The sequence below is a fragment of the Actinocrinis sp. genome (genome assembly GCF_035938995.1).
GTDB lineage: Bacteria > Actinomycetota > Actinomycetes > Streptomycetales > Catenulisporaceae > DASZGI01.
Map to the genome: position 1 here is coordinate 1 of NZ_DASZGI010000298.1, position 18,676 is coordinate 18,676.

Consider the following 18,676-nt stretch of genomic DNA (forward strand, 5'->3'; position numbering starts at 1 on the left):
TGCGGCCGCTGTGGAAGCGCGAAGAGGACTCAGGTTCAAATCGGGCCGCCGGGTACTTGGTCACGGCAGGGCGGCCCCGTTCTGCCATCGTTGAGCGGCTGCACAGGGCCGACCGTCACGCTGCAGTATCACGTGTGGCGAATCGGTGGTCTGCTTCGCCGTGGATATCTACGCTGCTGCGGTGGACTGGATCGAACGCGCCGGGCGACTTCGGCGTTGGAGCCGCGATGGCGAGCGAGCGCCGCACAAGCCGCTGCTCCTGCTCTACGCCCTCGGCCAGTACCAGGCGCAGGGCGATGAGCCGATCCCGTTCTCGCAGGCCGAAGATCAGCTCAGGGAGCTGCTTCGCGAGTTCGGGCCGCCGCGCAAGACCAGCCCCGGCTACCCCTTTCATCACCTGGTCAGCGATGGGCTGTGGCAGGCGCGCACGGTGAACGGGGAGGGCAGCCCGCGTTCCGACGTCGGAGTGCTGCGTGCCAGCGGCGCGGAGGGCCGGCTCGCACCCGATCTGGTCGCCGCACTGGATCGTGACACGCACCTGGTCGCGCAACTCGTGCGCACCCTACTGGACGCGAACTTCGAACCGTCGCTGCATCCTGACATCTGCGCCGCCGCAGGCCTAGACCTGGAGGCCGTGGAGTTGCCGCGATTGCGGCGCACCGCTGGCAGGGCGCGCCGGTCGGCGCAGTTCCGGCGGCAGGTGCTGATCGCCTACGAGTACCGGTGCGCGTTCTGCGGCTACGACGGCATGCTCGGCGGCGTCGCGGTCGCGCTGGACGCTGCCCACGTGCGCTGGTGGGCGTTCGACGGCCCCGACAGCGTGGACAACGGCATCTGCCTGTGCGCGCTGCACCACAAACTGTTCGACAAAGACGTGCTCGGCATGGACCAGCAGCGAACGATCACGGTGTCCCGCGAGTTCATCGGCCGCTCACCGTCGGCGCGCGAGCACGTCCTTGCGCTGACCGGAAGGACCGCCACGGCGCCTCAGCCGGGCTCGCCCGTGCCCCACGAGACGCATTTGCACTGGCGTCATCGCCAGGTCTTCCGCGCCCCGGCCCGCCAAGCATCTGCCGCATGACCGCAGGCAAGCCCCGCAGCGCCGCGCTGGTTGATGACAGTTCGGGAGCATCCAAGGTCAGCACGCGGGCGTGGACCATTCGGCGTGGCGCTGGAAATCCCGGCCCAGACGTGCGGATGCAAGCGCAACTGTTGCCAGCTAGTAGATGTCGGGCAACCCTCGAAAGGTGATCGATCGCGCGAGGCTCAACGAGCGACAACTCTCGCTATTGAAGCGGGTCGCGGAAGGCGACGACCTCAGCGGAGACGAGAGCTTGGGCGACCGGGCATCCGCGTACGCCCTAAGCAATCGCGGACTGATCAAGACCTCCAAGCGCGGCGGGGTGTTCACAGCCGCGATCACCGGCCCGGGACGGGCGCGCATCGCGAGCGAGCAGGCAGCGGCGGAAGCGCAGCAGCCTCGGCGCTCAGTCGGGTCGGGGGCGCCATCTGCCTCGAAGCGCAGGGCGCCCGACGCGACCGTGGAAATCGCCAACGCTCGGGCGGCGCAGGCGAAGGAGCTCATGGCGAAGCTCTCTGTGCAGAGCACGTTCCGGGTCGTCCAGCCAACCGAGGATGAGCTCGCGACCTGGCGCAAGGTCGTGGATTTCGCGAAGCGGAACGGCTTCGTCCCCGAGGGCAAGCGACTCGAGAAGAACATAACGTCGAGAAAGGACCTCGCAATCATGCTTCTCGACGGGGCACATCCGAACACCAAGCCCGCCACACCGTCAGCCGGGATGCCGACCGTCCGCGTGCCCGAAACGCTCAGAGCGTGCCATCCGGTCGTTGCAAAGCTCCGCGACGATGAGCGCCGGCTGCTGATGCCGAAGCTGCAACGCAGACGCTGCTTGCTCATCCTCCAAGCCGTAGCTGCCGAAGCGCAGCGGCGTGGTCACCGTGTTAAGGATGAGCCAGTGGCTACGGATCGGCGCGCGTGTACTACGGCGACAGCGTCCGCGCTCGTGACGGCGCCATCCGAGTGGAGGTCGACGGGCATGGGTTCGCGGTGCGTGTCTCTCAGGTAAGCCCGAACTCTGAGAATCCCGAGCGCTCCGAAGCCCTCGTGATTGAGGTGCCGTCGTACCGCGTATCGAACCGTCAAACGAAATGGCCGGACGGCAAGCGCAGGAAGGTTGAGGACGTCCTCGACCTGATCATCCCTGAGTTGGAGACTCAGGCTGCGGAGGCGAAGCAGCGCAAGATCGACGAGGAGCGAGCGAAGGCCGAACGCCGTGCGAACTGGGAAAAAGCGATGACGCGTGCGAAAGCGGCGGCAGCCACAGCCTACAAAGCCAAGATCCTCAACCAGCAGGTCGAGAACTGGCGCAGGGCCGCGACGCTTCGGGAGTACTGCGACGCCTTGGCTGATCGCATCGCGCAAGCCGAGCACGGCGAGGAACAGGTCGACGACGCGACACTCGCCTGGGCGAACTGGATCACCGAGTACACCGCGACGATCGATCCGCTGACGTCGATACCGAGGATGCCGGATGCCCCGGAGCCGTCCCCGGAGGATCTGAAGCCGTTCCTCGGCAAATGGAGCCCTTACGGTCCCGAGGAGTCGAACTACGGGTACGGCTGGCGCAGCTGAAGCCGCGAAGAACACGGGGTCCTGATCACCTGCGAGTAGCTGACGAGCCATCATCAGGCGCCGTCCTGGTCCGTGCCCTCGCAACTTTAGGTGATCTTCCGGCAGGAGAGCGGCTACCTCGGCGAACACGCCGGACAGTTGCTATCACCGGCACTTTCACCGCTCATCCCTTGCCATCACCAATGGCCGCTCCCCACCCTCCAATGGAACAACTACGGAACAGATTGGCCTCGTCTCAGCCCGGCGCGGCGAGGTAACGCTCGGCATCCAGTGCAGCTGCGTCGCCCCGATCGCGCCCGATGCGGACGATGAGAACTCGGAGGCGTTCTCTGCGCAGTTCATGCAGCCGACCACGCTCGTGTACGGGCAGGAGCCATGCCCGCACACGACGTTCAGCGGCCTAGTTCGCGGATGCAGCTATCAGGTCCGCGCCGTGCGCGCGGAGGTCTTGATCGAGGCGGTTGATCAGGTGGCGGAGGACTACGGCCGCCTCATTCTGGCCGTGGGTACGGAGCAGCTGCGACCAGGTCCTCTCGAGCGACGCCCGCATGATCGAAGCGGAGTTTTCGGGAGTGACCACGATGAGTGCAGTGCTCAGAGCTGCGGCGTGCTGGGGTCCGCTCCATGATGCGCATAGGACTCTGGTGATCAGCGCTGTGGTGTTGTTGTCGCGATACTGCTCGGAGGATTGTGCGCGCAGCCCGGTCATGGCTGCGTGAGACCACTGCGGAAGTTGGTCTTCTGGCGCGTGGCGTAGGGCGTGGTGCACGAGCGTTTCAGCGGGGCCAGTCTGACGCCACGTGGCGGGCCTAGTCAGAACGGTCGCGACGGGGCCGGGGGTCCAGTTCTCCTCTGCGGCGACAGCTTCAAGCAAGCTCAGGTCGAAGGGGAGGTCGACCGTGTACTCGCGGATCAGGGTCCGAGTGGCCTGCGCCGCCTCTTCCTCGTTGATGCGGTTGTGTCCACGGGCGAGGGCGAGCATCGAGTCGGTGCCGAAGGCTTTGACTCCGGCCTGGTGGGCGATGTTCCGTAGGCCGAGATCGTCGCTCCACAGGATCGCTCCGGTCTCTTTCGCCGCGTCCAGGGTCAGCCTCCAGACGGCCTCCTGTTCAGGGGCGGGCACCGTGAGGTGCTGGAGCGTCGGGTGGGTGATGCGGCGCAGAGTGCGAGCGGTCTCGAGCATCCTGCGGATCAGGGTGCGCTGGCGGTCGGCGACCTCGGCAGAATGCTCGGTGGCGATCAAGCGGTGATGTACGTGGTCATAGTCGAGAGACCAGTTCGAGGGCATGTTGAAGTGGTCGTCGGAGGCGATCAGATCGCTGAAGGCAGCGTCTGTAACAGCGGGCCGGTGTGTCTGGGCGGTCAGTATCGGCGCGACGCCCGGGATGAGGGCGAGGGTGTAGAGCGCGCTCGCGTCAACGATGACGTCATGGCTGCGCGCCTCTCGGGCGATCGTGAGCTCGTGGGCGATGTCCAACGGTCCAGGGGAGGCAGCGCGGTGGTAGCCGAGGGGCCGGTAGATGAAGGTCGCGGCGTAGGGCTTGCCGCTGAACCGGGTGAGCATGCCCAAAGGCAGGAGATTGTCGCGGACGGCGGCGAGCACCTTCTGGAAGCCTTCCGCGTGCTCGCGCATCATCGCCTCGATATCCGCGAAAGGGTTCTCGCCCTCGCGTAGGGCGAAGGCGGTGAAGTATCGGCTCTCGGGATACTGTTCGATGAAGCTCGCCCAGGCCGCGGTGATTTCGCCTCCGACCTGTTCGGCCAAGCCCGACAGGTCCGGCCCCTGGACCAGGGCATTGAGCGCGGCCGCGTGCACGTCTTGGTCGCCCGGGAAGGCCTTGATCGCGTCGAGCGCGGTGCGGGCGACGAGTTCGGCGTCGCCGAACCTGCGCATGAGTTCGAGTAGGTAGCAGGCGCGTCCGGCGAGGGCGGCCGGAGGCAGAGTGCCAGCGCGGTTGAGGGTGTGCCAGGCCGCTTCCATCTCACCGGTGTGGAACTGGGCCATTGCCAGAAACCAGCGGGCGTCCTCGTCATCGGGGTCGATCTCCAGCAGTGCGCGACTGGTGCGCGCCACCTTCGGCCAGCTGCGTAGCTCCCACGTGATCGTCAGCAGACGGCGCAGCACGATCCCCCGGCCCGGCCACAGGCTCCCGCCATCCGCGACGGTTTGCTCGGCGAGGTCCTCGGCCAGCTTCCATTCTCCGGCCTCGATGTAGCAACTGATCGCCATGAGGAGCAGTCGGGGATCGTTGTGCCGGCCGGCGGCGTCTGTGAGGATCTCGACAGCCTTGCGGGGGTCGTCCTGCCGGATGAGGCTGGCACGCTGCACCGACGCCAGCGGGCTTCGTGCCTCCCAGGCGCGTAGCCGTTCATCTGCGTCTGGGCCGGTGGTCGACGTGATCGCGTGGAGAAACTCAATCTCCTCGACGTCGCTCGGGTGTTCGTCACGGAGCGCATCGAGTGCGTGCTGGTCGAGGAATCCCTCCTTCGCAAGGCGATCAAGCGCCTGAAGCTTTTGGTCGTCGGTCGTCGCGGCGTTGTAGGCACGCCGCCACGCCGTGATCGAGGTCTGACTGTCACCTCCCGCACTCGCGAACTCCGCCTCGATACGCGCCCTCTGGTACGCGTCGTCGGTCTGGGCGGCCAGGTCGCGTGCTTGGTCGACTTTCCCGGTGAGAACCGCGGCGATCGCGGCGATGACCAGCACTCCGGTATCCTCAGCCTCTTGGCCTGTCGCCTCTCCCTGCGGCGTGGGTCGTGTGATCACCCAGGCGCGTTGAGCGTCTCCTGCGGCCAGGGCTGCTTCACCGGCGACGACTACTGCCTCCGCGCTTGGCCCTCGCCACGCTCGACGCAGGTTGCGAGCTCGCAACCCGACGTCTAGGGCGGCGAGGGCATCGGCCCATCGGCTGTCGCCCGCACCACGCAAGGATCGTTCCTGCAGCATGCGTGAGAGAAGCACCAGGAGGCCCGCGCTTTGCGTGTGCGTAGTGGCGTGTTCGAGCACGACGATGGCCTCGTCGAGCCGATTCAACTGTGCCAATGCGGAAGCGCGGACGTTCGCCCGCGTGTCGCGCTCCCACGTCGAAGTGGGTTCCCATTCAGCGACGGCGTCGCAGGCGGCCTGCCATTGCTTGGAAAGCACGCAGCGCAACGCAATCAGCAGCGGGTAGGCGGGCTCGATCGACGCTACTTGATCGAGGAACTCCTGGACCTCCGGCGCATTGTCACCGCTCGTGACGGCTGCAAGCTGCGCAGCGCGAACTAGCCAGTAGGTGCGCGGCGAGACCCCCATCCGCAGAGCAGCGCGCATATGTGTGAGGGCAGCGCCCACCTGCGCGTAGGCGTACAAGAGTTCGGCGACAGCGAGACGGCCAGCAGCGGGAAGACCGTCCAGATCCGGCGCAGCGATCGCCCATTCCCGAGCGACGGTGTACGGGTTGAGGGCAGGATCGGCGAACACCTTGACGGCCCGCCAGATCACCTCCTGCTCATCACCACTGCTAAGGATGATTTCGCGCGGAAATGGCGGAAGTTGATCGATCAGGCCCGGTTCGAGCCGCGACCGGACGGATTCGTCGATGTGAGCCTTGATGGTTTCAGTCGACTCAAGGACGTCAGCACGCGATGCCGGGTCGGGTTCGCCACGGTGCCTGAACCAGTTGATCGTAGCGAGAAGACCATTGGCCGCGAGGAAAAGCGCACCGGCCCGCAACGGGTGCCGCCTAATCAGGTCAAGCCAGCCCGGCCAGCGCTTGAGCGAGTTCACCTCGTTCACGTCCAACGCGAAGAGGATGGAGAGCGCGAAGCTGCCGACCCCAATCGCAGCCGGGATGACGACCGACCGCCTGCCACGTGCCAAGAAGACCACCAGTCCTCACACCGCGCGCTCACTGCTGGAAACCGAGCGGTGTGAGGGGCGCCAGGTGAATGCCGATAAAGTGCCACCAACGGCGCAACTACCGGAGTCGGGGCGCGCCGCCCGAACCAGCGTACGGCTCGCATCCGACAGCCCTCGACGTCAGAGGACAGGCCCCCGAGGCGGTCTCCGTTCACCCCACGGCTGCGCTCTCAGATCGCCATCGCCCGAACGAAGAGGCGTGCATCTGTCCGCCCGGAGCCAGCCGCTGCCGCTCTCGCCGAATCTGCCGGGCGCCACGGTAAGACGTCTGAGTCCACGAACCGAATGTGACACATTGTTGTGATACACTGATGGCATGTCGATTCTCGAGGAGCCCTCGGTGGGCCTGCGCGAGCTGCGGCACCACACCAGCGATGTCATCGCCCGGGTGCGCCGTGGCGAGACGATCGAGGTCACCGAGCACGGCACCCCCGTCGCCCGCCTGGTACCCATCGAGCGGCCCGAGCGCCCGGCAATCCTCGCCCGCCTGGAGGCCGAAGGCCGACTGCGCCGCGCGAAGAATCCCGGCTACCTGCCCGAACGCCTACATCCGGTCACCGGCGAGGAGCCCAGCCCGCTCACCAACGCGCTGTTGGATGAGCGCGAGAGTGAGTGCTGGTAACCGGTGGCCCTGTACTACCTGGACACCAGCGCCGCGTTCAAGCTGCTGGCCGCCGAGCAGCACGCGGACGCGTTCCTCGCGTTCTACCGCGAACACCGCAACGACGAGTGGGTCAGCTCCGACCTGCTGCGAATCGAACTGACCCGCGCCGTGGCCCGCCACTGGCGCGCACTGATCCCCGACACCCAGCGCCTGCTCGACGCCTTCGAGTACATCCAGATCGACGAGGACGTGGTACGCACCGCCATGGTCGAACCCGACCCGCTGCTGCGCTCCCTCGACGCGATCCACCTAGCCACCGCCCGTCTGCTCGGCCCGGAGCTGACCGCCCTGCTCACCTACGACGACCGCCTCGCCCAAGCCGCCGACGACGCCGCGATCCCCGTCCACACCCCGCGCACCATGTGACCTTCGGCCAGCAAAAGGGCGCACGCAGCGTTGTTGACGTGCCTTAAGCAGCGAAGGCGGCCTTCATCGCGTCCATTTTCTTGCGCAACTGCTCGAACTCCGCGTACTCCTGCGCGGAGATGACCATCTGCTCCTCGCCGACCTCCATGACGGCCGGACCTGCCTGGTTCTGCTCCTTCGCCTTCTTGAGTGCCTCGTACTCGGCCAGCTGTTCGGACGAGAACGTCGTCCCGCTGGGCGCCGGGATTGTGGTGCGTATGCCGCGGATGGCGTCCATCGCCTTCAGTGCGCTCTCGTCGGCTCCGGGCAGGGTGTGCAGGTAGTTCTGGGTGGTGATGATGGAGCCATGGCCGAGGCGGTCCTTGACCACCTGGATATCGGCGCCGCCGGCCAGCAGCCAGGAGGCGTGGGCATGGCACAGGGCGTGCGGGGTGACGTGCAGGTCGATTCCGGAACGGTCGATCGCGGGGTTCCAGATGTTGCGCCGGAACCAGTCACGCGGGATGTGCCCGTCGGTGTTGATCAGGCGTAGCGACCGCGGCGCGTCCTTGCCTCCGGCTCGACGTTCGGCGCGGTAGGCGGACAATGGCGTTGCGGCAGTGCTGGCAGCGGCATTTCGCCGCCGTGTAGGCGCTCTTCGTCCCGTGCGGGTATGTGCGGCCGTTTGCGTTCGGCTCGGTGTGCCCGAGTGTGGCCGGGTCGGGCAGCTCCTCCGGCCGGGCATGCGGCGCGGCTCGGTGGGCTGCTCGAACGGGAAGAGCAGGTCGTCCTTGCCCAGAGCCTTGAGCTGGATCCAGGTGATCAGCTTCTCGACTATGTGGTGCGGCAGGCGCAGTGTGCGCCACTCTCCGTCCTTCGGGTAGTCCTTGACCAGGAAGCGTTCCCCGGTGGGGTGGAATATGCTGTTGACCTCGACCACGACTCGTTTCACGGTCAGATCCCCGGTCTTCTGGTCCAGGTCTTTCACGCGCAGCTCGACCAGTTCGCCCCAGCGCAGACCAGTCTCGATGTCCGTCTCGACTAGGAGTTGGTAGAGCGCCTCGTGGAGCTGGGCGTAGATCGCGCCGAACTGGGAGACGGTGACGATGACCTTCTGCTTCTTAGCCACCGCTGGGGTCGCCACGCCCTTGCCAGCGTGCAGCACGGTGATCTGGTCGTTGAACGCGGTCGTGAAGATGGCGTTGAGAATGACCTTGCACTGCCAGATCGTCGGGGCGCCGACCTCCTTGTCCGCCAGCCGGGCGACCCACTCCCGCACGTGGCTCGGCAGGATGTCGATCATCCGCATCTTGCCGAACTCGGGCAGCAGATAGGCGTGGATCAAGTAGTGGTAGTTCTGCCGGGTCGAGGCCTCGATCACGTGGTTGGGGAACCACTCCTCGATCACGTAGCGTCGGAAGGTCTGCCTGCCCCGCTTCGGATCTCCGATTCGGCCGAGCGCGAGCTTGGCTTCGGCGCGCTGCCACGCCTTGTCGGCCTGCCGCTCAGCGCTGTAGGTGCCTGCCGACCGTTCGTGACCACGGTGGTCTCGATAGCATGCCTGGTAGCGGATCTTGCCCTCGTCGTTGACCCGTTCCTTGGTCCAGCCCATCTACGCCCCTCTCGCTCGATGCCCGCCCAATGCCCGCAGACCCTCGCGAACTTTCGCGAACCTCGACGGACCATGGCGGAACCTTGATTTACCGCTTAACCTGCACGTTAACCTAGAATCACGCAGGTAGGCAAGGTGCCGCATAGAAGGGCTTTAATAATTCGGGACGAAGAGGTGGTGGGTTCAAATCCCGCCACCCCGACAGAGAAACACCAGGTCAGTGGCCTCCAACCTCAACGGGTGGAGGCCACTGACCGTCTCGGATGGGCTCCTGGGAGGAAAAATCTTGGTTGAGGGCTCCCAGCGGCCCGTGTCACTGCCCTGAATCGAACGCTCCCGCGCCAGCTGCGCGGGCGAGTAGGAGCTTGCCGAGCACCGCGACCGGGGAGCGCGGGCTGAGCGCGAGGCTCTCGTCGGGCGTCTTGCTCCACAGCAGTGTGAGCCTGTCGAGCAGTTCGTTGCGCATGTCCTGGCTGACGTGTTTGTGGCGCGCCGAGACCGTGCCGTTTAGGTGGCTGAACCGCTCCTCGACCAAGACCGCCGGGGCGCCGAACTCGTCGAGCATGACCATATGCGAGTGCCGTAGAACGTGCAGAGTCAGGCCGCGAGCGATCGGCGTCCAGTTGACTTCGGCCCGGTGGGCGGTGGCGCAGCCGCGCGCCGGGATGCCCGACCATGGCTCGGCCAGCAGCAGTACCGGGTGCGGCGGATTGGGAGCGCGGCGCGGATAGAACCGCCTCACCCTGCAGGTCCACACTTTGGCCGGATTGTGGGTATTTGTGCCACAGCGCCGGTAGGGCCGAGCCCACTGCCGAATGTTCGACTTGTCGTCGAACATATTCACGACGCCGCCATTTGTTACCGTCCGGTCGGTATCCAGATTCGGCAGACAATCTTCGTCGCCGGGCGCTGACCTCGACTTCCCAGGGCTCAGCGATCAAAACATGAAGCGGAAAAAACTGCCCGCTCAAAATTCGCCCGATTGCAGCACGGAACGCTAGGCTCGATACGCCGGACAGTCTCGACCCCCACAGCTTCTCCAGGCCTTAGTGGTCGAGACCAATCCGTGAAACCACTCATTGTCGAATGGAAAAGTGATGACCACTGGCATGGCCATCGCGCGTCGCAGGCCATCTCCCGCTCCGACGCCGCTTCAGGATAACCATGGCGGGCGTACCCCGCTGCCACCGACGCCCTCTTCTGGCATCACCGGTGCCACGTCCTTCCTGTCCATCGTGGTACTGCTCGGACTGCTCGTGATCACCGGGCACGCGAGTGCGGCTCAGCTCACCGCACTCGCAGCCCTCGTGAAAGCACTGGTCACCGGCGGCTGCCGATTACGACGACAGGACTGACGGCGAAGGCGGCCGAGGGTTGACCACAGCGTCGGACCCCGGCCGCCTTCGCATTCACCGGTAAGGGGCGCAGTACAGTTTCGCGTTTGCCATAGGAAAACCTCCTCCGTTTCGTATCGAACGAAACGGAAGAAATGCTCGCCCCGGGGGCCGAAACAAAATCCGATCATGGAAACATGCCAGAGGAAGATGGATGATCGTGTCACCGGGCTCCCCTCTCTGCCCCGGCTGCAATAAACCGCTGCCCACTGCCCCGAAAACCGCGATAGGCCGCCCCCGGATCTATCACGGCGAGGAGTGTAAAAAGGCATACCGCCGGAGGAACGGGGCGGAGACCGCACCAACATTCAGCCCCCAGTACGGCGAAGCGGTCGCTAAGGTGTGCGACCAACTCACCGCCATACTGCGCGAGCTGACCAGGCGGATACGCCAGCACGATGACGCAGCTCGGCTGCTCGCCGTCACACCGGCGGTCCTCAAGGCCGCACAACTGATCGACAAGGGGACGGTCGCCCACCTTAAGCACAACGGCGCAACGTGGAAGCAGATCGGCAACGCCCTGAACTCGAACGAGGATGCCGTCCGCCACAAGTACGAAAAGGCCGGCGACTTGATCGAGCGCGCCATGCGCATCCCTGGCGGCGAGCTCGCTCAACTAGTGCCCGAACCCGAGCACACCCGGGAGAAGGAAACGCCCGACGCGGCGTGCGAACTGACGGCCGTCCAGCTCGTGCGGGACCTGCTCGAGGCCCGCGCGAAGGCCGGCTCGAAACTCACGCCGCGCCAGCTCGCCCTGCGCGCGCAGGTCTCCCCCTCGTACATGTCCCGCATCCTGTCCGAGAACAGGTCCCCATCGCCGAAAATCCTCGGCGTGCTGCTCAAGGTACTGCTCGCGGACGCGGAGGCGGACCCCAGCGAACCTACGGCGCTGCACGAGCTGCGGAACGTCGTGGGGTCCCCCCACAGCCTGACCCCTGCCGAGATCGCCGAGAACCTTCTGATCATGCGCTCCGGATCGAGCGCCCGCGAGGCCATCGAGGTCATCCGCCTGCTCGCACGCCACGCACCAACGCCCGTGCTCGCCGAGCTCCTGCTCGAACTCAAGGCACGACGCCTGGAACCCGAGCGCACCGTCCTGCTGCGCGCCCTGGCCACCGAGACGCGCTTCCGCATCATCATGCTGATCAACGACCTACGCGCCCTCGCACCAAATCAGATCCCGCAGCTGTTCAACCACCTGGCGCGCAACTTCTCCCGAGACACCCTCTACCTGCTCAACGACCTGTCAGACAGGTCTTACGCGGCGGAGTGCCGCACCCTGACCGAAGCGGTTGCCTCCGGCGCCTCACCAGAGGCGATCAGCACGCTGATCAGATGGCTCAGCACGCAGGAGGACGTGCTCGGCCTAGCCGACTACATCGTGCACATCGTGATCCGCCGGCGTGAATTCCCCGTCCTGGTCAAACTCATCGGATGCCTGAACGCAGGCGAGATGGCCGACACGGCCCTCAGGATCCGGTCGGACCTGGTCAACATCCTCTTCGAGCACGAGCTGTCCCCAGCCACACCACTACCATCCCGGACGAGCTCGCACACGAACCCGTCCGCCCTCCGGCATCACGCGGCGCTGCACGACCACCCGCCCGCCCGGGATCCGCACCTTCGGCCGGGCGACACACATTGACGCACCGCCCCGCCGGACCGAGGCGGCGTGTCCGGGAATCGATCGATTCCCGGAATCCCGGCGATCATGGAGCTGCGAGCCCGAATCACGTCCAGGAGACCTGTCAGGCTTTCCGTGTGTCCAACAAGACTGTTGGACCTTTCCCGTGCAATGCGCGGTGTGATCTGCGGTCAGCCGTCGCCAGCGCTGGTGGCGTGCGCGCGTGATCTACGAGCGCTACCGGCGCGCCCGCGATGACTAGGACTGACACCGCCGTCCGAGTCATCAGCGCCTCGCCGGACCGGTATCCGTCGCGCCGACCGACTCCGACGCGCTTGCCGTGTGGCTACTGCCCGACGGATGACTGGCCGGTTCGAACACTTCGATGCGCGTCCTGGCGGGTCCTACAGACTAGTCCTGGCGTACGCGGACGTGTCGGCTGCGCGGGAAGTCCGCCGTCGACTCCGACGTGGTCGACCCCATGGGAGGTCACCCCGTCGATGACCGATCACGCGTCGACATCAGGGCCGACGATGTGCCCGACGGAAATCAACACTGCAGATCACGCGGCGGGATTGTCGTCCTCGCTCGACAATCTCGCCGCTCCCGTTGAACGCTGAGCGCAGGCACCTCGCAGCACGGTGCTCATCGCCGGCGACCATCCGTGTTGTAGCGACGGAGGGTCAGATCTACGATCGCCAACTGCAGCAAGCAGGCGACTACACCGGGCCCGCGTAGGGATCCCCATGCGGCGACGCGCACCGGGCCAAATAGCACTGCGAGAACCGCACCACTTAGCGCTGGAGATCACAATGCCGGGTCCTGCCTGCGGTGTGTCTGCAAATGGCCGTTTGCAGACACACGCACGCCCATTGCTTTGGATGGGCTCGCGCGGCCGGGACGGAAGCTAGAAGCCTCTCGATCCGACACGGGAGGACGGTACGTCGGGTCCGCGGGTGTCTGGAGATTCTCGTGCCACCGCAGAAGCACAGGTCGGCGGATCGGTGGTGCCGGTGCGGAACCGCCCTGGGCGGAGCAGTTCCGCACCCTGCTGCGGCTCCAGTGCGCGAAGGTTCAGGAGGGACCGGGCGCCCTGAACCTGACCCGGTCGAACAGGCCGAGCCTGTCCGGTCCGTTCACGCGTGCACTCTCCAGCAGCCGACGGGACAGGCGCGTGCCGCGCTCGTGCTGGCGCTGTAGGAACGCCTCGAGCTTAGGTTCGCCGTTGAGGGCGTTCTTATCGTCGTAGCCCACAGCGTCGGCCGAGCCGTCGTCGAGCAGGCGCCCGATCATCACGGCCAGGGTGCCTGGCCCGGATCCCCGATAGCCCCAGGACAGTCCCGGCGCGTCCAGTGTGGGCATCGGGTGGAGCGTGCCGTCCTCGGTGCGCACCCAGATCGGGTTGTCGAGGATGACCTCCTTGATCCTGCTGCCCGGAGGCAGACGGCGCGCCGCGTAGGAGAGGTAGCTGACCTCGTCGGCTGGGGAGAACATGTAGTGGCCGACGCGGGCGATGACCGGTGCGTCGGTCACCGGATCGACGAGCGTGTCGGTGGTGTTGCTGCGGTCGCCTTCCAGGCGGTGCAGCGCGGTCGGCGTGGTGTGACGCAGGCGTGCGATCCACTCTCGGCCAGCCGGGGTGGCCTTCTCGGCGACAATGGAGAAGGAGCCACCGAACGGGCTGTACCTGTTCGTCCACCCGGCGATCTGCCCCAGACACTCGACAGCCAAGTCGTCGGTGCGTCGGCCCAGTGCGACCACGCCGGCGCAGATCGCCTCGTCGTCCTCGACCGCCTCGGCTCGGCCGGGGTCGTCCGGGTCGGGGGAGGCGCAGATCATCATGCTGGCGCGCTCGCCCTGCTGGCTGACGACGTAGTCACCGGGATCGCCCGACTCGGCCAGCTCATCCATGTGGGCGATCTCCCACGCGGCGTTCTCGGCCGCGTCCTTGCGGATCTGGTGGCCGATGCTGAAGCAAGCGGTGCGCACCGCGTTTCCCTTCGCCTCGCTCAGCGCCATGTCGTACAGCGGCTCCCAGGACGGCCAGCTCACCGGTTCCACCGTGGCCGGTTCATCGCCGGGGGACCACGCGTTCACCGCCCGCGCGCGGCGCAGATGCAGCGGCCACCAGGGCACCCGGGTGCCGATGTGGGCCGCCACGTCCACCCAATCCGGGGAGTAGGGCAGCTCGGGCCGCGCAGGGTCGACGGCCTCGAGATTCGGCACGCCATAGATGCTCCAGTCGTTCCAGACCACGACGATGGTGTCGGCGGACGGGATCTTCTCGATGACCTGGTCGGGATCGAAGGCCTGATCGAGCGGATAGACGATGGCCAGGCGTCCGAAGCCGGTGCGCCAAAGGCCGACGAAGCGGGCGTGCGGGAAGTCGTCCTCGGCGCAGCTGCCGCCGAGGTACCGTGTGGCGGGGCTGCCCGCCGGGCGAAGCAGGAACGGCGTGTGCTCGGCCAGGTCGGGGTGGCGGGCTGCAAGCCAGCGCGCGAAGGCGTAGGCGGACCACTTGGTCTCGCCGCCGGTGTACTTCGGGTCCAGGGGAGCGGGCATCCCCGGTCCGGTGGCCAGGCGCCGCCAGTCGGTCCGGCTGATCCCGAACGTCTCCTGCATCCGTGCGGCCGTCATGTCGTCCACGAGCAACGAACCTCCCGTATTCGAGGTATGAGATGGGTCGCCACTATCCTGACGTGCATGGCTGACAGATCGTAGGGAAAGCAGGCGAAACGGCTGGATTACGTCTCTCCGCTGCCAAACGATACGGAACTGTCGATCTCCCACCCTCGACAGACCAGCACCGTCCACCTGCGCGCGAAGCTGGTGTGGGACGCGCTGGACATGGCCCGCTGGCGCCGCAGAGCCGAGGCCGGACGCAATCGTGGCGCACCTCGATCACGGGTCGCCGGGCCTGAGCTGGACTTGCCGCTAGGCCCTTCCGCGGGGACGATCCTGAAGCGTGCCGCTGCGCTTCGCACCGAGGACTTCGTGCGTCCGGCTTCCGCAGGCACTTCGCGTGGCGTGGGCGGCTTTAGTCAATGGGGTTGGCGTCCTGTTGGCGAAAATCGGCCGGGTGTGGTCAGTTGTTCCGGCAAGACGGTGGTTCTGACGGCATTTCAGCTCGGCGCCGACTAAAGTTATGGCGACCTGATCTGACCGCACACTCGAGCTCCAGTGCTGCCCGAACCGGAACGAGGCCGGATGAGCAAGGTCTTCGTGGCGTCATCCCTCGAGGGAAGACCCTACGCCGAGTTGATAGCCGACGTGATTTCCGGGCAAGGGGCCGACCCGGTCCTCTGGTGGAGCCAGACCGCCTTTCCGTTGGGCGCCACACTCATCGAGTCTCTCGTAGCCATCGCATCAAATGTCGACGGAGCGATCATTCTGATGACTCCCGACGATGAGACGGTCCGGCGAGGGACGAGATCGTTCGCCCCGGCCCAGAATCTCCTCTTGGAGTATGGCTGGTTCGCCGGTCAACTTGGGCGTTCCCGGGTCGCGGTGGCCGCTGTGGGGGATTTGAACATCCCGTCAGATTTGGACGGTGTCGCCAGTCTTCGTTTCCCGCCGCTCCTGGGCGAAGAGGACTCCGACCACTACAAGGCGGCCGAGCTTAGGCCGCAGATATTGCCGTGGCTACACATGTTGGACGTCACGAGCTGCGACGGGGCTCGCATCTCAAGTCTCGTCCACCGCATCGCCCAGGGAGCGAAACCGGCCGACCGTCTTCGGATCAAGAGTAGGATACTTTGCGAACAGGTCGATCCGGATGATTTCCCGCGGCTCATTCCCGATCAGCTTGAGCACCTGCTCTTGAAGCACACGAACCGCGCTCAGTCCGGGCAGAAAGTTGGGTATCAGCACACGATGAGTGTGACGTCTTATCTGGACTTCACCGAGCTCGTCCCGGATTCGGATGAAGAGAAGGCCCTTTCGGGTCACCTGGCAAGGTATATCGCGGAGCTCATATCGCGGGGCCAGGTGGCCCCGACGGTCCTCGCGATCTCCAAACTCGCCTCCCGGGGCATTCTGCAATCCGCAACCCGGCGTCTCCCCTTCCCGGTGATCATGGTGAGCCCGCTCGGCCCCAACAGAGATAGCCCCATCGAGGGTTTTTTCGAACCCGGAGACAGGGCGCTCCTCCTCCACGACGTGGCCTTGAGCGGGCAACACCTGGTCGATTGTGTCGTGACGATGCGTTCGAAAGGCCTCGTCGTGAACGAACTCGTCACGCTGGCCCAGCATCAGTCGGGAGTGGGGCAATTCAGCGCGCTCATGCGGGAGAACCGCATCCAGGTCCACTGTGCGACGATCCTCATGCCGGACATGGGCCGGGTGCTCTGTGATCCCATGTCACCCACGGATCAATCGGCCAATGTCCTGGAATGCGTACTCTGCGACGTCGTACACGAGGTCGAGACGACCCCTGTCCGGTCGATACTGAGCCGCGCGGATCTGCCGACGGAGATCCTGACGGCCTCGGAGTCCTTTGCGCTCGTAGGCGACGTCGCACCACTCGTCCCGGGCCACGTCCTCATCGTTTCGAAGCGCCACCTGATCTCGATGTCCAAATGCTCGGGCCGCGAACTGGTGGAGCTCGAAAACTTCCGCAAACATATCGCGCAGAACTTGACTGCGATCTACGGCGTTCCGGTTATTTCATTCGAGCATGGGCTGTGCAATCGAGCGAAGATGGCGAGTTGCGGCATCGACCACGCACATCTGCACATGCTGCCCATCGAGCAGCCGGTGGGCGAAATCTTCCGCGAGGATTTTCAGACGCAAGCCCTGACGTCGCTCGGCGGTTTGCCCCAAGCGACCCGCAATCAGGATGAGTACCTTCTCCTCATCGATGAGGACGGTGCTTGTCAGTTCACGTTAACCGACACACCGACCAGGCAGTATTTCCGCCGCGTCGTCTCCATGCTCACTGGACGTGAACTCTGGAACTGGAACGACCAACTTTTGGTCGGCCATAGTGGCGATGCCCGACACTGGCTGGTCGAACTCCATGCCAGGTTCGGCGGTCTCGCTCACTGAACAGACGGAACTGCGCCGTCCGTTTTGGGCGGCGCCGTTTCCGTCTCGATGCCCAGTTCACCTGGTGTGCCGTTTTCGGTACGTTGTAAGTCAGACAGGCGCGCCCGGCGCGCTGGTCGGGACGCTGAGTAACCGCTCATCGGGTCTTGAGGTCGTCCGAACACTCGGCTCGGAGTGTGGTCGAGTGGTTCCGCCCGTGGGCGAGCGGTGGTGATGGCGATGCTGCACAGGGTGTTCGTGGGCGCCAAACCGTCAACCTCGACCCGAACCTTCTAGCGGCTGAACATGGAAGCACTCACGCGCGGGGCCACCATCAAGCGGCTCTTCATCTACCACACCTGGTCCACCGACCTGGGCCTACTCGCCAGGTCGCATCATGAGGCGGGAGTGCAGGTTATGCACGTAAGCGAGGACTAGTTACCCGCACCACTGCGGCTTAACTTACTCATCTGGGATCGAGCTCGCGCTATGGAACCCGAGTGCACTCGTCCGGCGAATGGATCAACGCCAACTTCGTCTTCGTGCCCCAGGACCTTGCGCTCATCCTCGACCACTTCAGAATTATCGAATCCTGCGCGGAACCCTGGCCCGGTATAACAGCGCCTTGACGGAGACTGTTCACCATCCTGTTCACGAATCACGGGAGACCAAGGGCGACCAGGAAGGCGATGAGACACTCAGCGCGAACACAGGCGCAGGTGGAGACCACAGATGTCAGGGTACGTAGTCCTCGTATGCGTAAGTCCGGGGTTCGATTCCCCAACGGAGACGTGCCGGTCCGTCCCGTAGTTCGGCCAGGAAAGAGGCCGAGAGCCAGCCGATTGGGTCAATTAGTGATATCCAAGCAGGCCGAATTACCTAAACTGACGCATCGGAACGGCGGGGAAAGGCATAGTCCGCCGCGTGCTTGCGGCAGACGAACACCGCAACCCCCTCAGGTGTGACCATCGGCTGCAGGCCGCCCCAGGGGTCTTGGTTCGGTGGCGTGTGCGCCTCTAGGAAGCGGCGCAGCTCGCGGAAGTCTGCGATCTCGATGGCCCGGCGCAGCGTAACGGCGGCAGGGGCGTCGCGGTCGGTGACACCGCCAGCCGGCAGAGGCAGCTGATCAACGAGCGCGAGCATTCCGTCGATCTCCTCCTCCAGCTGGAAATCGGCGGTCAGCTCCGCGAGCTGACGGGTATCTTGCGCTGCGGCGACGCCCAGGGTGTGCGCCGCAGCGAGCGCGGGGCCGACATATGGCAGTGTGTGCTGGAGTACGCCGACCAGGATTCTGAGATATGGTCCGCTGCGTCGCAACCAGGCTGGCTGCTGACGGAAGGTGACCAGGCCGGTCTCCCGTGGCAGAGCATGCCAGTTGCCGGGCTGCTCGCAGAAGAGGCGCAGCTCATAGCTGGCGCCGAGCACAATCCGGCTACCTTTGCGCCGCACGGTGAAAAC

General features: G+C 65.5%; 12 protein-coding genes and 1 pseudogene. 8 read left to right on the forward strand and 5 right to left on the reverse strand.

The window, feature by feature from the left end:
* Positions 1-181 precede the first annotated feature (181 nt).
* The 3 genes from VGZ32_RS20585 to VGZ32_RS20595 all read left to right on the forward strand — a co-directional run bounded on the left by VGZ32_RS20585 (position 182) and on the right by VGZ32_RS20595 (position 2,653).
* Positions 182-1,081 (forward strand): phosphorothioated DNA-binding restriction endonuclease, encoded by a 900-nt coding sequence (locus VGZ32_RS20585; RefSeq protein ID WP_326887751.1) that lies wholly within the window; start codon positions 182-184, stop codon positions 1,079-1,081.
* Positions 1,082-1,247: 166 nt separating this feature from the next.
* Positions 1,248-2,087 carry a hypothetical protein gene (locus tag VGZ32_RS20590; protein WP_326887752.1) on the forward strand — a complete coding sequence of 280 codons (840 nt, stop codon included), beginning with the start codon at positions 1,248-1,250 and terminating at the stop codon, positions 2,085-2,087.
* Positions 2,042-2,653: a hypothetical protein gene (locus VGZ32_RS20595; RefSeq protein WP_326887753.1), complete on the forward strand. Its 612-nt coding sequence runs from the start codon at positions 2,042-2,044 to the stop codon at positions 2,651-2,653. The genes VGZ32_RS20590 and VGZ32_RS20595 overlap by 46 nt, the downstream gene beginning before the upstream one ends.
* Before the next feature lie 400 nt (positions 2,654-3,053).
* Here VGZ32_RS20595 and VGZ32_RS20600 read toward each other — a convergent pair whose 3' ends face one another.
* Positions 3,054-6,524 (reverse strand): PIN domain-containing protein, encoded by a 3,471-nt coding sequence (locus VGZ32_RS20600; RefSeq protein ID WP_326887754.1) that lies wholly within the window; start codon positions 6,522-6,524, stop codon positions 3,054-3,056.
* Positions 6,525-6,870: 346 nt separating this feature from the next.
* Between VGZ32_RS20600 and VGZ32_RS20605 the strand changes: the two genes are divergently transcribed.
* Together VGZ32_RS20605 and VGZ32_RS20610 are read left to right on the forward strand one after the other, a co-directional pair.
* Positions 6,871-7,176, forward strand: a complete 306-nt coding sequence (locus VGZ32_RS20605) for a type II toxin-antitoxin system prevent-host-death family antitoxin (protein ID WP_326887755.1) — start codon at positions 6,871-6,873, stop codon at positions 7,174-7,176.
* A gap of 3 nt (positions 7,177-7,179) precedes the next feature.
* On the forward strand, positions 7,180-7,584 hold the full coding sequence (locus VGZ32_RS20610) for a type II toxin-antitoxin system VapC family toxin (protein WP_326887756.1): 405 nt from the start codon (positions 7,180-7,182) through the stop codon (positions 7,582-7,584).
* A 43-nt stretch (positions 7,585-7,627) separates the two neighbouring features.
* Here the strand turns inward: VGZ32_RS20610 and VGZ32_RS20615 are convergent, their stop codons facing one another.
* Positions 7,628-9,175 carry a site-specific integrase gene (locus VGZ32_RS20615; protein ID WP_326887757.1) on the reverse strand — a complete coding sequence of 516 codons (1,548 nt, stop codon included), beginning with the start codon at positions 9,173-9,175 and terminating at the stop codon, positions 7,628-7,630.
* Positions 9,176-9,488: 313 nt separating this feature from the next.
* Positions 9,489-9,917 (reverse strand): hypothetical protein, encoded by a 429-nt coding sequence (locus tag VGZ32_RS20620; protein ID WP_326887758.1) that lies wholly within the window; start codon positions 9,915-9,917, stop codon positions 9,489-9,491.
* 992 nt (positions 9,918-10,909) lie between these two features.
* On the opposite strand from VGZ32_RS20620, the gene VGZ32_RS20625 reads away from it, so the two are divergent.
* On the forward strand, positions 10,910-12,214 hold the full coding sequence (locus tag VGZ32_RS20625; protein WP_326887759.1) for a helix-turn-helix transcriptional regulator: 1,305 nt from the start codon (positions 10,910-10,912) through the stop codon (positions 12,212-12,214).
* A gap of 1,053 nt (positions 12,215-13,267) precedes the next feature.
* Here VGZ32_RS20625 and VGZ32_RS20630 read toward each other — a convergent pair.
* The gene (locus VGZ32_RS20630; protein ID WP_326887760.1) at positions 13,268-14,839 is read right to left on the reverse strand and encodes a hypothetical protein; all 1,572 of its coding nucleotides are present in this window, start codon (positions 14,837-14,839) and stop codon (positions 13,268-13,270) included.
* Positions 14,840-15,400: 561 nt separating this feature from the next.
* On the opposite strand from VGZ32_RS20630, the gene VGZ32_RS20635 reads away from it, so the two are divergent.
* The gene (locus VGZ32_RS20635) at positions 15,401-17,239 is read left to right on the forward strand and encodes a TIR domain-containing protein (protein WP_326887761.1); all 1,839 of its coding nucleotides are present in this window, start codon (positions 15,401-15,403) and stop codon (positions 17,237-17,239) included.
* A 285-nt stretch (positions 17,240-17,524) separates the two neighbouring features.
* Positions 17,525-17,656: a hypothetical protein gene (locus VGZ32_RS20640; RefSeq protein ID WP_326887762.1), complete on the forward strand. Its 132-nt coding sequence runs from the start codon at positions 17,525-17,527 to the stop codon at positions 17,654-17,656.
* Between the two features lie 441 nt (positions 17,657-18,097).
* Here VGZ32_RS20640 and VGZ32_RS20645 read toward each other — a convergent pair.
* Positions 18,098-18,676 (reverse strand): annotated as a pseudogene (locus tag VGZ32_RS20645) (hypothetical protein); the annotation flags it as partial.

Bases quoted from the DNA above. Each gene is read 5' to 3' on its own strand.
- VGZ32_RS20635 (WP_326887761.1), top strand. From the start codon at position 15,401: ATGAGCAAGGTCTTCGTGGCGTCATCCCTCGAGGGAAGACCCTACGCC.
- VGZ32_RS20615 (WP_326887757.1), bottom strand. From the start codon at position 9,175: ATGGGCTGGACCAAGGAACGGGTCAACGACGAGGGCAAGATCCGCTAC.
- VGZ32_RS20640 (WP_326887762.1), top strand. From the start codon at position 17,525: ATGGAAGCACTCACGCGCGGGGCCACCATCAAGCGGCTCTTCATCTAC.
- VGZ32_RS20605 (WP_326887755.1), top strand. From the start codon at position 6,871: ATGTCGATTCTCGAGGAGCCCTCGGTGGGCCTGCGCGAGCTGCGGCAC.